Below are 13,651 nucleotides of genomic sequence, written 5' to 3'. Positions count from 1 at the left end.
CCGAGTGGCAGGCTTGGGACTCCAGCGCGAGGAGTGTGTCGTGAAGAGCTTCGAGCCGCGGCGTGACGTGCCCATGGTCGAGCAGGTCACCTCTCGGGACGAGCGGATGGAGGGAGTGGCTCATCCCCGGGTGGCTGCCCTGCAAGCGCTCGGGGCGCGGCTCAATCAGGGCCCCCGCGTGGTGGCGCAGGCGAAGCTGGCGGCGAGCCTGGGAGGCCGCTCGCCGAATGCCCCCATCCAGCGCGTGGGCGGCGCGAAGTTCGGGCTCCGTGTGGCGGATGCGGCCCGCGAATCCGCGGGGCACCAGCGGCTCCGCGAAATCCATGCGGCGTACAAAGAGGAGGTCAAGGCTGGCAAGGCCGCCGCCGTCGCCGACTTCGACGGACACGAGGATGAGATTGAAGCCCAGACAGCCTACTCCCATGCGCTGGAGAACGCCGAGCTCACCCCTCAGGGACTGGTGACGCGTCTGGGCGGCGATGAGGACTTCAGCGTGGCGGGAGATGTCATCTCCTACCAGGGCGCTCCATTGGCAAACATCCTCAGGGGGAACGCGGCGTATCTGCTCGCGACTCCGGCCGCGCATGGCGTCGCCAACATCTACAAGAAACACACCCTGGAGGGGCCCAGCGACAGGGACTACGTGCGGGTCCGAGGGCGGATGCTTCGGCGCCAGGCCTGGCGCGGCATCACCCCTCCCGAGCGCAAGGCCCTCAAGGAAGGCCGGGCGCTCACGCCCATGAATCGGGGTCACCTCACGGAAGGGCGACTCGGTTACAACTTCGATGCGAGCACGGGAGCGCCGACGCCGCGGGTCCGGAACGTGGGGGAGGGCAAGGTGAGCGACCTGGAGTGGCTCAACACTCACGCGAACACGCAGTTGGACGAAATCCCCAACGAGCCCCGGTTGCTGTCCTTCCTCCAGACGCGCAAGGGCGTTGGAAAGCTGCTGTCGGCCCGGTCCACGCCTGGAGACATCACCTCCAATCATGGCGTGGGCTTCAGCGGCTATGGCGAGGTGGAGATCGATCTGGCCAGGGTTCCCGTGGCGAACTTCGTCCACCACTACAAGGACGAACCCTTCGATGCGGATGAGCTGGCCGGGCAGGTGGGGAGGAACCACCCATCCGGGCCCCTCAGGTGGGAGACAGACCGCGCCAACGAAACGGTCCTGCGCAACCGGGAGATTGTCCTGAGCGAGATTCCCCGCGCCGCGGTGACGAACCTCACGGATACGCCCGCCCGGCAGGCCTATGAGGCGGAGTTCGCCCTCACCTATACCCGATACTTCCAGGAGAAGTATCGGGAGGTGGTGTTCGAGGAGACAGAGCTGGATGAGCCCGCTCCCATTCCGGCGCCCGACGCCATTCCCTATATCGAGGACCACTACACGCAGCTGCAGGCGCGGACGGATGGTGCCCACCTCATCAGAGAGGCATCGACTCGCGGGAGCGCGGACGCCGCCGAGCGTGTCGCCTATATCAATGCCTGGCGGAAGTCCTACGTCATCGCCTGGAAGCGGGCCTACGAGGAGGCTGCCTGGGAATCCGCCGTGTATGACGACGAGGGGAACACCGCCGAAATCGTGGTCCCCGAGCCCCGGCTGCCGGACCATGTGGGCGATGGGCTCGGCGAGGCCGCGGGGCTGTCCGCTGGCGGCGCGGATGGAATTCTCGACGGAGCCGCCGCGACTCGGAGCGGTCCGGCCTCCTCCAGCTCCAGCGAGCAGAAGCAACAGTCGCGTGGGGGCCAGGGGGAAGACGACAGCGATACCGACGAGCCCAAGGTGGTCGACAAGCGGTCCACGCGCAAATCGAAGGGTGGCAAGCGCGAAAAGAAGAAGTCAGTGCGCAAGACTTGAGGGGCCCTGGACCGGGGCGCCTGGCTCAGCTCCAGGTGCGCTGCTGGTTTCGCGCGTTCTTCTCGCGGAAGGCCTGCTCCAGGTCCACACCGACGCGGTTGGCGATGGCCAGCAGGTAGTTGAACACGTCCACCAGCTCCTCGCCGACATGGGCACGGGCCTGTTCGGTGGGCGTGCCGCGTCCCTCGTCATAGAGCTTCTCGTGGCGGCGCACCGCCTTGAACACCTCGCCCACCTCCTCTCCCATGAGGAAGCAGTTGTGGACCAGGTCCAGCTTCAACCAGCCATGCAGGGCCTCCAGCTCGTGGATGTAGTGCTGGTAGTCCTTCATGGAGGCACCCGGGGGCAGTTCAATCATCCCCCCGTCCTCGACCATGACGGGGTGGACGTCAACCGCCGCCACGCGCTCGCGGGCCATGACGGCGTCACGAGCCTTGTCCCCTCGATGGAGGTGTGGCCCCAGGGCCGCACGAGCCTGTGCACGTGGCTTGCAATCGGGCTTCCCCAGGAGGCATCGATACGTGATTCAGCGACCTTGGACCTGCATCTGGGCGTCTGTGCTGTCAGTGGCCGTGGGGTGCGCGGAGGCGCCACTGCGCGGCGAGGAGACGCCGTCGCGCGTGGAGATCGCGCTCGCGGATGAGGGCTGTGACACGGAGACGAGCACCCGGTGCTTGTGCGTGGGCACGGTCGGCGACGCGGCGCCTCGACTGGAGGAAGTGGGCGTGGACCTGGACGTCCTGCGAAAGGACGGATGGCCGTGCGTGCGGGGTGACTTCGACCAGGACGGAGCGCCGGACTACGCCTTCCCGGGCGAAGGCTACTCGTGCAACCAGTCTGTCCCCGTGCGGGTGCTCTTCACGCGCGGCGGGCACGTGCGGGAGGTCCTGGCGCTGCCGCGCGAGGTGAGCTGCCTTCAGCGCTACGTCCCGATGGGTTCGAGTCAGGGGCTGGTCGACCGGGGCGAGGGCAACGCCACCTGGTTCTACCAGTTCGACGGCAAGGGCTGGCTCGTGACGTCCCAGCGCTCCGAAGAGAATTGATTCGATACACGGGGACCACACCGCATGAAGCCGCGAACCTCCAGCCCGGACGTGAGTCGCGGACTGGAGGCTCGGGCGGTGAGGGCGGAGCCCTCGAGGAGCACCCCCACGGCGTCAGGATTGAATCCGTGGGGAGCGCGCCAGCACTAGTACAGGGTGGTCAGCGCGGTGCGGTCGGAGGCGGTGAAGTTGCCCGTCTCCGTCGAGCGGAAGCAGGAGTTCATGAGCGAGCCACCCGTGGACGCCGTGGTCGGCGTGCCGGCGATGTGGATGGCGCCGACGCCCGCGGCGCCCTCGTTGCCACCCGAGCCGCAGCTGATGGCGCGGTTGTAGTAGTCAGAGTGACGGAAGCCGACAGTGTGGCCCAGCTCGTGGGTGATGACGTGCTCGTTCACGCCCACGCTGTAGGTGTTGAGGCCGGTGCCGATGTTGATGGTGCCGTAGGGACGGCCGCCGGAGGGGAAGCCCGCGGAGCCGCCCGTGCCGGACGTGGTCCGCGCGGAGATGGTCGCGCTGCACGTGCCCGTGCTGCCACGCGCCATGGTGAAGCTCAGGCCCAGCGCGTTGTAGTTCGCGATGGCCAGATCCAGGCCCTGGCTCAGCCGCGCGTAGCCGTTGAACGCGGCCGTCGGAACGATGCAGATGCGCGTGATGCTGGAGGCGACCAGGTTGGTCGTGCGGTACTGCTCCGGGCCGGCCTCGACGGGCCGCAGCATCTCGCGGGACGCCTCGAGCGTCACATGGGCGTCGCGGCCCACGTACACGTCGCCATCCGCCACCATGATGTCGTTCGCCGGGAAGCCGGCCTCGACCAGGTTGGCGATGATTTCCTGCTCGTGCTGTGCGTCATCGACCTGCGTGTCGGTGCCGCAGCCAGTCAGCAGCGCGCTACCGGTCATCGCGAGGACAGCAGCTCCCTTGAACATCTTCTGGAACACGGGCATCGGAGATTCCTCGTCCATTCAGACTACGGGGGGACGCGTCATCCGCCTGGTGTCCACCAGCTGCGGCCTGACGCGCTCCGGGCCTTGAGCAATCGATGGGCCAAGCAATCTCGTAGGGTGAGAAACCCGCAAATGGCGTATAACATGGACTACGGGTGCTCCAGGTGTTCCGCTCCAGCGCGTAAAGGGTATTGACGGCGCTTCGCACAGCTCCGCGTAATTGCTGCGGATTGTGGGGAAATTACGAAGTGTTTCGGAAACACACAGTGATGTCTGTTTATCGGTCATCTGCCCCCTGGGGCAAAGACACCCCAGGCACGGGGACTGGGGGCCGGAGCACCGATCGCCTTGCTACAAGTAGTTGAAGGGCATGGAGACGGAGAGCGCGTGAATGAGTTGATCCGTCTCGGAGGAGGGCCGGCGGATGAAGGCGTTGAGGTAGCCCACCTCCACGGAAGAGTGGTCTGCGTACTTCCAGCCCACGCCGAGGAACGCGCGGTTCGTGTCGAAGCCCGCGCTGGGACCGCCCTCCACCGAGTTGAGATGGTAGAAGACCTCGTCCCAGAGAATCAGTGACAGGCGCCCCTCCGCGGCCACGGGCTGGGCACCGCGGAGCATGACGCGCGCGCGGAGGGAGACCTCCGTCGTCCCGGAGAGGAAGCGCTGCTCGAAGCGCGCCCGGAGCGTCCCTCGCACGGACCCCAGCTTCGGCGTGTAGAGGTACTGCTGATAGAGGCGGCTCTCACCCCGCTGTAGCGCAGGGTCTCCATCCCAGACCCAGAGCGGAATCCAGCCCTGGCCCAGCCACAGGGACATGTCCTGGAACAGCCGCACGCCTCCCGCCGAGCGGAGGATGGCGCGGCCGTCGTCCTTGCTGAAGCGCGGCTGCGCCTCCAGGTAGTAGAGGAAGTGCTCTCCGATGTGGCCCTGTGCCGACACGGTGTACCAGAGCTGGGCTTCCGCCTGGACGGGCCGGGCCTCCACGGTGCGGAAGGGAATGACAAGCATCAGTCCGAGGAGGGACCGCAACATCTGCGAGCGCATGGTGCGGATGCCTAGACCACGACTCGGACACGGGCTCAATCCGGTGAGAGACGCGACTGCGGCTTGTGTGACGAAGCCGCAGCGGTCCTGGCGCGGCGTGGGCCTTGTCTCCCGGAGGCGCCACGTTCCGGCAGCGGGTTGGCTGATGAACAACTCCCGCCCCACGCGGGCCTACTGGATGTTGAGCGCGTAGTTGCCGCAGTGGACGCTGTATCCCTCGACCTTGACGGTGATTTTCTGTCCCGCGACGAGTGAGAGTGTCAGCGAGGACTGGGACGTCGAACTGTTCGCCTCATCGTTGCAGCCGAGCGACTGGCTCGTGGTGCTGTCGACAATTTCGAGGACGGTGTCGAAGTCGGAGCCGGCGGTGGTGAAGGTGAAGAGGCCGGTGGAGGGCGCCGTCCAGGCATAGGTGGCGTCCGGGGACACGCTGTAGGCGCAGCTCGGGGTGAAGGTGTCGGCCGCGCCGCACGTGTAGCCCTGCGCGACCCTGCCCATGGGGGCGGAGGAGAGGGTGTACAGCTCGGAGGTCCGCCCTCCATTCGTGACGAGCATGTTTCCATCGACGAGCGTGATGGCGCTGTGCCAGGAGCGGCCGGTCGCCATGGGGGCCGTGAGGGACCAGGTGTTGGTCGCGGGGTCGTACAGCTCCGCGGACTGCCGTGTGTTCCGGTTGTTGCTGGTGTGGCCGCCGGTGACCAGGACCTTGCCATCCACCAGCGCGGCGGTGTGGAACGCACGGGGCGTGCTCATCGTTCCGGCGGGGGACCAGGTGTTGGTCGTGGAGTCGTACAGCTCCGCGGCCGCCACATCTTCCCAACCGCCCACGACCAACACCTTTCCGTTGGGCAGGCGCGTCGCCGTGTGGTCCCAACGCGCCGTGGCCATGGACGCGGTCGCGGACCAGGAGTTCGTGGCGGGGTCATACAGGCGCGCCGTGGCGTGGGTCGCTCCATCCCATCCCCCGACGTGCAGCACCTTCCCGTTGGGCAACAAGGTCGACGTCGAGCCCAACCGGGTCGGGCTCTGGGCTCCCGCGAGAGACCAGGTGTTGGTCGCCGGGTCATACACTTCAGGGGTGGAGACGTAGCCGCCAGTCACCACCACCTTGCCGTTGGTGAGCAGCGTCGCGGTGCAGTCCTCCTGGGCCGTGTGCATCGCGCCGGCGGCGGACCAGGAGTTGGTCGCCGGGTCATAGACTTCCGCGGTCGCCGTCCTGCCCGTGCTGGTGTAGCCGCCCACGACGAACACCTTTCCGTTCGCGAGCAAGGTGGCCACGGGCCCGTCGCGATTGACGGCCATGGACGCGGCCATGGACCAGGTCCGGGTGGCCGGGTCATAGAGCTCCGCGCTGGCCAGGTAGTTGTTGGAGCTGCTGTTGTACGAGTACCCACCCGCCACCAGCACCTTGCCCGAGTTCAGTCGCACGCTGGCGGCCCTGTGTCGGTCGATGCTCAGGGAGCCGGTGGCCTCCCAACGGGGCGCAAGCGAGGCCAGCGAGGCCTCCGAGGCCATGGGAGAGACAACGGCCGTCAGGTCCGTGGAGGCCTCGGGTGAGCCCACTTCGTGTGAGAGGCGGGTCTCCTCCCCATCACAAGCCAGGCCCCCCACGAGCCCGACGAATGCGGCGAGAAGCGTGGGGGCGACACCTCTGGGGAACAAGCACCGGCCTTGAAAGAATGCATTCATGATGACTCCCTGACTCGATTTGGAGGGGCTGGCTTCATGGCTACGGGACGTACAGGACGGAGACTGGGGAGTAGCTGGAGTAGCTGCCATTGGGCTTGAGCCGGCCCTTCGACCTGAACTCGTAGACGCCCGCCGAGGCCACGGTCACCTCGAACGCGAGGTAGTCGCCGCGAGTGATGGTGGACCACGGGGTGGTGCCGGTGCGGCGGTACTCGAAGACGTGCTCGGGAGTGGGCCCCAAGGCCGGTTTGTGACACTCGGAACACGAGGTCACGGATGGAATGGCCACGAACTTGTGGGCCCCTGCGTTGCTGGCACTGGAGACGATGAAGGGATAGACCGCGTACGTCTTGGGAGTGAGCGAGTCGGTCTGCGGCGGGGAGCGAATCGTCGGCAGCTCGGGGCAATGGGTGGCGAGCTGGTAGGCGGCCGAGAAGGTGGCATGCCGGCAGTACTCGGACTCGACCAGGGTGTAGCTGATGGAGATCCGATAGCGCGTTATCGGCACGCCCCAGGGATTCACGAAGGTGTCGAGCTTGACGAGATGCAACGGCGCGCGCTGCGCGAGCTTGTCGTCCAGCCCGAACTTCCCGAAGCTGTTTGCCTGGAACAGGTCGAGGGTGATGCCCGCTGGGACTTCGTGAAGGAAGTTCACGAAGACGGTGGACGTCTCTCCACTGCACGCCTTGCGCTCGGTGGTGATTCCTTCGTAGAGCACCGGCGTGTTGTGGTCGGAATAGTCCTGCTCGCAGCCAGGGTAGTCGAGCGTCGTGAAGGCGGCGTCCTCGACACTCGCGGAGGCGCGCGTGGTGGCAGGTCCTTCCAGGAGGACCTCCTCGGAAGCACCACAGCCTGCGGCGAGGGCCATGCAAGTCCCCGCGAGCAACAGCCCGAGATGGTTTTTCATGGGATTGGCTCCAGGCAAGGGGCCCCTCCACCCGGAGCCACGGGGTGGAAGGGCCGCGTGTTGCCTTGGTGGGCGCTACTGGAGCTGTATCTCGACGTTGTCCAGACCCCAGGCCTCTTCATTGATGCCGGAGAGGTCCGCCGCGGCAAAGGACAGCGTCAGGTTCGTGGCCGAGTGGTTGAACGTGTACTTGAGCCGGTAGACCGAGTCCCCCATGGGATACAGGAGGGTGTTTCGCTCGAAAGCACCTGCTCCGGCCGCGTTCACCGTGGGGTAGTTCCCTGGATACGACTGGCTGCTCCGCGTGTTGGAGAAGGTGGTGTCGAGCAGGAGGGGAAGTCCCGATGCCGTCAGCCGGAAGCGGCTGGGGCCGAAGGCTCCGTTGCCATCCCAGCCATTGATGACATACAGGTCGAAGCTGACGGTGGCCGTGGTGTGCGGGGGCAGGGACGGGAGCGTGAGACTGACGGTCTCGTTGCTGAACTCGCCGAGGAAGGTGCGGCCTCCCGCGGGCACCGTGCTCCTGAGCTGTGAGCTCCACTCACCGGCGCCCGCTCCCGCTTCGAAGTTGACCAGGTAGACGGACTGGGGGGCGGGCTGGGGAGGAGGCGGAGTGCCCTGGGTCTGGGCACTGGTCTGGACGGCCGCGGCGCCGCTGGCGAACGAGGTGTCATTGGTGACGAACACGTCCGTGATGCAGGCCCACAACGTGGCGATCTGGGTGACCCCCGCGTTCTGGCAGACCTGCTGGGCCTGCTGCCGCTGGGCGGGGGTTGGTGACGGCGGTGCGACAGGGAAGTTGAGGTTGGTGAACGTGGCGGTGGACTCGCCCGCGGCATAGTCGAACAGTGACTCCGCCTGGGAGATTCGCCAGCTGTTCACGTAGGCCTGTGGGCCGACATACATCTGCGCGAACGAAGGAGGCGCGGCGAGTGGCGTGTTGTCGCGCAGGACGAAATCGTCGGCGCGGTTGCCATTGAAGTTGCCCAGGGGCCCCCGGACGTTGCCTCGGCGCGCCGGGGACAGCAGCACGTCGACATTCATGTAGGAGCCGACGGGAGTGATGACCAGGTGGTCTCCGGTTGGCCACTCGACGACGTATCCGCTCCCTCGAGGGATGATGCGCCCTCCGTCGCGCAGCGGGGTCTCCTTGGTGATGGGAACCGCGAGGCCGTTGATCTTGAAGGGAGGCGAAGCCCCCAGGTAGTAGGCCACGCGCTCGGTGCCAAGCCTGGCGGCGACGGCCTTGAAGACGCTGACATGGGAAGAGCCGTTCCAGGGGAGCTGGCGGGCCTGGATGTGAAGGTCGCCGACGGTCGACTCGGCGAGGATGAACTCTCCGTGCCCCTGGAAGTCATAGGCATAGCCGTCGAAGGTCACGTAGTGCGGGTCTCCCCAGCCATAGCTGAGGTGGCACTGGCCTGGCGTCGTGATGGTGCAGCCTTCCAGGTACCTGAACACGAGCAGGTCGGTGCTGCCTTGAGACGTGGCGCGAAGGGTGGGGAAGGCCGCGTCGGTGTGGCCCACGATGTAGACCCCAGCGCCCGTGTCGACGGCGATGCCCGCGCCGATGTCGAACTCGGCGTTGGGGAGCGTCGGGTGGGTCGAGCCGATCTGCCGGCTCTTCAACGGGGCTCCGGTCGCGCTGAAGCTCCTCATGAAGACATCGGTTTCCGCCAGGTCGCCGCTGTCGAGCGGGGCGCCGGTCTTGATGTCGTGGTTGCTGATGCCCGTCACGTACACCGTACCGCCGCCGTCGGAGGTGACTCCGTACAGCATGTCCCGTCCGGCCGTTCCGAACTGCTGCTGCCATTGGACCGTGCCGTCCGGCCGGAACTTCAGGAGCAGGGCATCGTACTCGGCGCTGGGATTGGTTCCCGCGTAGCTCCCGATGGTGTAGCCGACCAGATAGATATCAATCTCGCCGGTGAGTCGTCGCGAGGTGGCCAGGTCCTCCATCACATCCTGGGTGGTGGTTCCAAACTGCTTCGCCCATATCTGGGTGCCCGTGGGGCCCAGCTTGACCATGAAGACGTCGCTGGTCAGGCTGCTGCTGTCCGTATTGTTTCCCCCGAGATTGCCGTGGGTGTGGCCGCCCACGTAGATGTCGCCATTGGCGTCCGTGGCGACGCCCCGGGCCTGGTCGTTCTTGTTGTTGCTGCTGACGAGTGGCTTCGACCATTGCAGGGTCCCCGCCGCATCGTATTTCACGACGAAGGCATCGGTCCCCGAAGAGGCCGTGGCTGAATACCCGACGATGTAGATGTTGCCGCTCTTGTCGGTGGCGACCGAGGTCGCGCGGTCAGCGGTCGGGGTGCCGAACAGCCGGGTCCAGATGCGGGTCCCCTTTTTGTCATACTTCGTCAGGAAGGCATCGGAGCTGCCCGAGTTCGTGTTCCCGTCGAGGTTGCCCGAGGTGTAGCCGGCGACATAGATGACGGGGTCGTTGCATCGACCGCCGACGTCGAAGGTGGCGATGGATTCGGCGAAGTCCGCGGGGTTGGGGTTGGCGGAGGTGGCGGGCGCGCCATGCTGGCGGGCCCATTGAAACGCGCCCGCCAGATTGTACTTGGCCAGGAACCAGTCACTCCCGACGGCGGTGGTGCTCCCGTCGAAGCTGCCCGTGGTGTAGCCCACCGCATAGACGCCTTCGCAGGACGCCGCGACATCTGTTCCCTGGTCCAGGCCGCTGGTGCCGCGCATCTGGAGCCAGTTGGGCGCGTCTTCCGGAAGCATCGTGCGAGCGGGCCCGGCGGCTTCAGTCTTTGTCGCGGAGGGCGGCGCCGAGACGCGTGGAGAGACGGGGAGCAGGGAGAACGGGCTGTCTGGCGATTCGGTTTGTTGCGTCGCGGTGTCTCCAGGTGTGACGGACTTTGCTGGCAGGCTGGTGAGCAGGCATAGCGACAGCAGACTCATGCTTTGAAGCATGTCGTGTCTCCCTTGTGGTTTGCCCCCGTGCCCCTGGAGATGGACAGTCGCTGTATGGACGGAGTTCTTCGTCGCGGATGAGCGTGACGGGTGGAGCGAACTTCGGGCTGCGTGTGGACGGCTGGTTTTGGGTGGAGGGCTTCGTGGCCGTGGAGGCCGCTGTGAGACTTCGTTGGGTTTAGCACTCTTCCGCCTCGGCCCGCACCCCCTGGACTGTCACTTCATCGAAGTGGAGTTGTCACAGTCCTGTGGATTTCCCTTAGTCGTGTGATGTCTTTTGGGACTGGATGGCCCCGTCTTCGTGGACCTGTCTCTCGGGCGACTTCGCGCTTCCCCGACAGTGAAGGAGGCGTGTAAAGGAAGCGTCGTGAGACGATTCGCCATGCCTTTCCTGTTGCTCGCCGCGCTGTCGGCCTGCGCTACACCTCCGCCACGCGCGCGGCCTTCCGGTGCCCCCTCGGTCCAGGGCGAGGCCTGCCCGACACACAAGCTCAGGTTCAGCCGAGAGACAGGGTGCATGAATGATGGCTCAGTAGAGTTCTGCCTGCCGACGGGGGACGAAGCCCTGCTCGCCCGCGTGAAAGCGCTCGCCCCCTCCATCGAGGCAAACCCCTCCCGAGGCCGCGCCGGCTGCGACCTGCCGAAGGAGACGCTCTACTTCATCCCCACCGGCGAAACCGAATGCGAGGCACGCCACGGTGCGCTCACGCCCGCCGCGTGGACCATGGTTTGTGACGTCGCCGCGCTTCCGGAGGTCCGGAAGCTCGTGCCGACCTGGTACGAATGACCCGGCACCACTCGCCCCGGTTGATGACAGGCGCTGCCCGCGAGGTGCCCACCGAATCCTCGCGGTGTTGCCTTCACGAGTCGCTGGCTTCCGCCGGGTGCGTCCAATCGCTCTCCCGTGGCGCGGCGCTCACGCCTTCCGGCGAGGCTTCTTCGCGGGCGGGGCCTCATCCTGATGACGCTGGATGCGTCGGCCGATTCCTTCCAGCATGAAGTCGAGGCTGTTCTGGAACTCCGCGTCGACATCCAGCGCTCGCATGCGTTCCAGGGTGTGCTTCACACCGGGGTAGTCCTTGGAAGGAAGGGCGAGGGCGGCGGCGTGGAAGCGTTGGAGGGGAGCGGGCGCGTCTTCGGCCCTGCCGGCCCACTGCTCCTGGCGGCGAATGGTGCCCGCGAGCCAGGAGAAGAACGTGTTGTGCAGGTCCCCGGCCTCGCTCCAGGGCACGCCCACCTCGTGGAGCTTGCTGACGGTGCGCTCCAATACGAGGAGCGCGCCGCGGACGGCCGGGCCCTCCTCTAGAAGAAAGTCCATCACTCCCCGGTGTGCCAGGCCGAGCACGCGGACGCGCAGCGCCACCTCCCGCAGCCAGTCCAGGGGCGCGAGCGAGTCATCCGGCAGCGAGAGCTGCTCGAAGACGTGCTCCACGACCCGCGATACGAGCTCCTCGCGGTCTCCGACGTGCTTGTAGACGGCCATGGGCGTTGCGCCGATTCGCTCCGCCAGCACGCGCATCGAGAGGTTCTTCAGCCCACTCTCCCGCACGAGCTTCGCGGCGGCCTCGATGACGAGAGGGAGGGACAGCCGAGGGGGGCGTCCCAATGTCTTCCGCGCCTTCTTTCCCGCAGCCCCTTCGCGACCGGCCATCCCGCTCCTCGCATCGCCGCGCGAGTCCCTCCGCGGCGGCGTCCAACCTAGTGGGCTCCGCGAGGCGCGCAAACGGGTACTTCACGCCATGTCGTCAGCGCGTCCCTGAAGTGGCGCTTGCACGCCCGTTCCCAGGTCCCAGTGCTCCTCCAGCTTCGCGTGGTCGGCGAGGAGCGCGGACAACCCTCCGACGCGCTCCAGCACCGCATCGCGCGCTCGCAGGACCTTCTGGCGGACGGCGGCCACGTCCGTCCCGATGAGGCGCCCCTGGTGCTTCACGAGCTCGCCGCGAACCATCACCGACTCGACGTTCCCCGCGTGGGCCTGCAGCACCACCGCATCGCGCGGATGGCCCAGCGGAGTCATGTTCAGGGCGTCGGCGGCGAGGACAATCAGGTCCGCCTGTTTCCCGGGACGCAGGGAGCCCGTGACGGCCCCGAGCCCGATGGCATCGGCCGCGTCCTGCGTCACCATGCGGAGCATCTGGCCCGCCCTGAGGTCGAGCCTCCTGGGCAGGCCCGCCAGTGCATTCGCGCGGCCCCGCTCGGACTGGAGCGCGAGCCGCATGGCGGTGAACAGCTCGCCTCCGTTGCTCGCCACGACATCACAGCCAAGCGTCGTCCGAACCCCCACGCGCAGGGCACGCCCGATGACAGGGAACCCCATGCCCATCTGAAGCTCCGACTCCGGGGTGGCGCAGATGGAGCCGCCACTGCCCGCGATTCGTGCCAGGTCGTCGTCACCGCTGAATGTGCAGTGCACGAAGAGGAGGTCCGGGCCGAGCAGGCCCTCACGCTCCAGTTGCTCGACTTCGCTCGGCCCCGTCACGGGCCATGCCGAGCAATGCAGGGTGATGGGCACGCCGAGCTCACGCGCCGAGCGGACCTCCGCTCGACTCTGCTCCCACGGAATCTGCATCTCCGTGAGCGCGATGCCCAGGCGCACCCGTCCGCTGTCGGAGGAGAGCGGGCCTTCGCGGAGCCGTCGTGCATCGGCGAAGCGGTGCTCAGGGGTGGGGAAGGAGGGACTCGGCTCGGAGCCCGCAGCGTAGCCATAGGCGAAGAGTGCCTGGATGCCCGACTCCTGGAGCCCCTGGAGCGCTGCGTCCGCATGTGCCGGTGACGCGATGCAGTGGGCGTGGTCGACGAGCGTCGTGATGCCCGCGTCGAGCGCCTCGAGCGCACCCGCGAGCGTGCCCGCATGGACATCCTCCGGGCGGAAGGCGGGGGAGAGCTTCACACGGACGGCCGCGAGGTAGTCGAGCACCGTCCAGTCACCCCCCAACCCACGCAACGGCGTCTGCCACGTGTGCCGATGGGTATCGATGAGCCCCGGCATCACGAGCTTCCCCGCGAGAGGGAGCACGCGGCAGCCCTCCACGCGCAGCTCCCGGCCCATCGCGGTGATGCGCCCGTCCTCGATGAGGATATCGCCGCACGGAAGGTCTTCGTGCTCCCGGTCTCCCGTCACCACGGTGGCGCCCTGGAGAAGCCAACGCTCCGCCATCTGTCGCTCCTTCTTGTCCGGACGTGCAGCGCTCACGCTCCGCCGGAATCAAGGCCTGCCTGATTAGTGTACGGTGTA

The 13,651-nt window shown here is 66.9% G+C and carries 11 protein-coding genes; 3 read left to right on the top strand and 8 right to left on the bottom strand.

The window, feature by feature from the left end; translation table 11 throughout:
• Positions 1 to 40 precede the first annotated feature (40 nt).
• Positions 41 to 1,861: a hypothetical protein gene (locus tag HUA78_RS35760; protein WP_174478223.1), complete on the top strand. Its 1,821-nt coding sequence runs from the start codon at positions 41 to 43 to the stop codon at positions 1,859 to 1,861.
• A gap of 25 nt (positions 1,862 to 1,886) precedes the next feature.
• Here HUA78_RS35760 and HUA78_RS35755 read toward each other — a convergent pair whose 3' ends face one another.
• Positions 1,887 to 2,279, bottom strand: coding sequence for a MazG nucleotide pyrophosphohydrolase domain-containing protein (locus tag HUA78_RS35755; RefSeq protein ID WP_246137410.1), 393 nt, complete (start codon positions 2,277 to 2,279; stop codon positions 1,887 to 1,889).
• Positions 2,280 to 2,382: 103 nt separating this feature from the next.
• Here HUA78_RS35755 and HUA78_RS35750 point away from each other — a divergent pair, with 103 nt between their 5' ends.
• Positions 2,383 to 2,904, top strand: a complete 522-nt coding sequence (locus tag HUA78_RS35750) for a hypothetical protein (RefSeq protein ID WP_174466090.1) — start codon at positions 2,383 to 2,385, stop codon at positions 2,902 to 2,904.
• 146 nt (positions 2,905 to 3,050) lie between these two features.
• On the opposite strand, the gene HUA78_RS35745 is transcribed toward HUA78_RS35750, so the two are convergent.
• The 5 genes from HUA78_RS35745 to HUA78_RS35725 all read right to left on the bottom strand — a co-directional run bounded on the left by HUA78_RS35745 (position 3,051) and on the right by HUA78_RS35725 (position 10,416).
• Positions 3,051 to 3,848, bottom strand: coding sequence for a zinc-dependent metalloprotease (locus tag HUA78_RS35745; RefSeq protein WP_254624091.1), 798 nt, complete (start codon positions 3,846 to 3,848; stop codon positions 3,051 to 3,053).
• A 351-nt stretch (positions 3,849 to 4,199) separates the two neighbouring features.
• Positions 4,200 to 4,856 (bottom strand): DUF2490 domain-containing protein, encoded by a 657-nt coding sequence (locus HUA78_RS35740; RefSeq protein ID WP_254624082.1) that lies wholly within the window; start codon positions 4,854 to 4,856, stop codon positions 4,200 to 4,202.
• A gap of 207 nt (positions 4,857 to 5,063) precedes the next feature.
• Entirely contained in the window at positions 5,064 to 6,581 is a 1,518-nt protein-coding gene (locus tag HUA78_RS35735; protein ID WP_174478222.1) for a kelch repeat-containing protein, read from the bottom strand.
• A gap of 40 nt (positions 6,582 to 6,621) precedes the next feature.
• On the bottom strand, positions 6,622 to 7,488 hold the full coding sequence (locus HUA78_RS35730) for a hypothetical protein (protein WP_174466088.1): 867 nt from the start codon (positions 7,486 to 7,488) through the stop codon (positions 6,622 to 6,624).
• A 75-nt stretch (positions 7,489 to 7,563) separates the two neighbouring features.
• Positions 7,564 to 10,416 carry an SBBP repeat-containing protein gene (locus tag HUA78_RS35725; protein WP_174463378.1) on the bottom strand — a complete coding sequence of 951 codons (2,853 nt, stop codon included), beginning with the start codon at positions 10,414 to 10,416 and terminating at the stop codon, positions 7,564 to 7,566.
• A 517-nt stretch (positions 10,417 to 10,933) separates the two neighbouring features.
• Between HUA78_RS35725 and HUA78_RS35720 the strand changes: the two genes are divergently transcribed.
• Positions 10,934 to 11,203, top strand: a complete 270-nt coding sequence (locus tag HUA78_RS35720) for a hypothetical protein (protein ID WP_246137408.1) — start codon at positions 10,934 to 10,936, stop codon at positions 11,201 to 11,203.
• A 129-nt stretch (positions 11,204 to 11,332) separates the two neighbouring features.
• Here the strand turns inward: HUA78_RS35720 and HUA78_RS35715 are convergent, their stop codons facing one another.
• Complete coding sequence (locus HUA78_RS35715; protein WP_174478221.1) at positions 11,333 to 12,067, bottom strand: TetR/AcrR family transcriptional regulator; 735 nt, start codon at positions 12,065 to 12,067, stop codon at positions 11,333 to 11,335.
• Between the two features lie 81 nt (positions 12,068 to 12,148).
• The gene (locus HUA78_RS35710) at positions 12,149 to 13,609 is read right to left on the bottom strand and encodes an amidohydrolase family protein (RefSeq protein WP_174478220.1); all 1,461 of its coding nucleotides are present in this window, start codon (positions 13,607 to 13,609) and stop codon (positions 12,149 to 12,151) included.
• Positions 13,610 to 13,651 lie beyond the last annotated feature (42 nt).

It is taken from the genome of Myxococcus sp. CA033 (assembly GCF_013336625.1).
In the GTDB taxonomy this organism is placed as follows: domain Bacteria; phylum Myxococcota; class Myxococcia; order Myxococcales; family Myxococcaceae; genus Myxococcus; species Myxococcus llanfairpwllgwyngyllgogerychwyrndrobwllllantysiliogogogochensis.
This window is presented reverse-complemented; position numbering and strand designations above follow the sequence as displayed.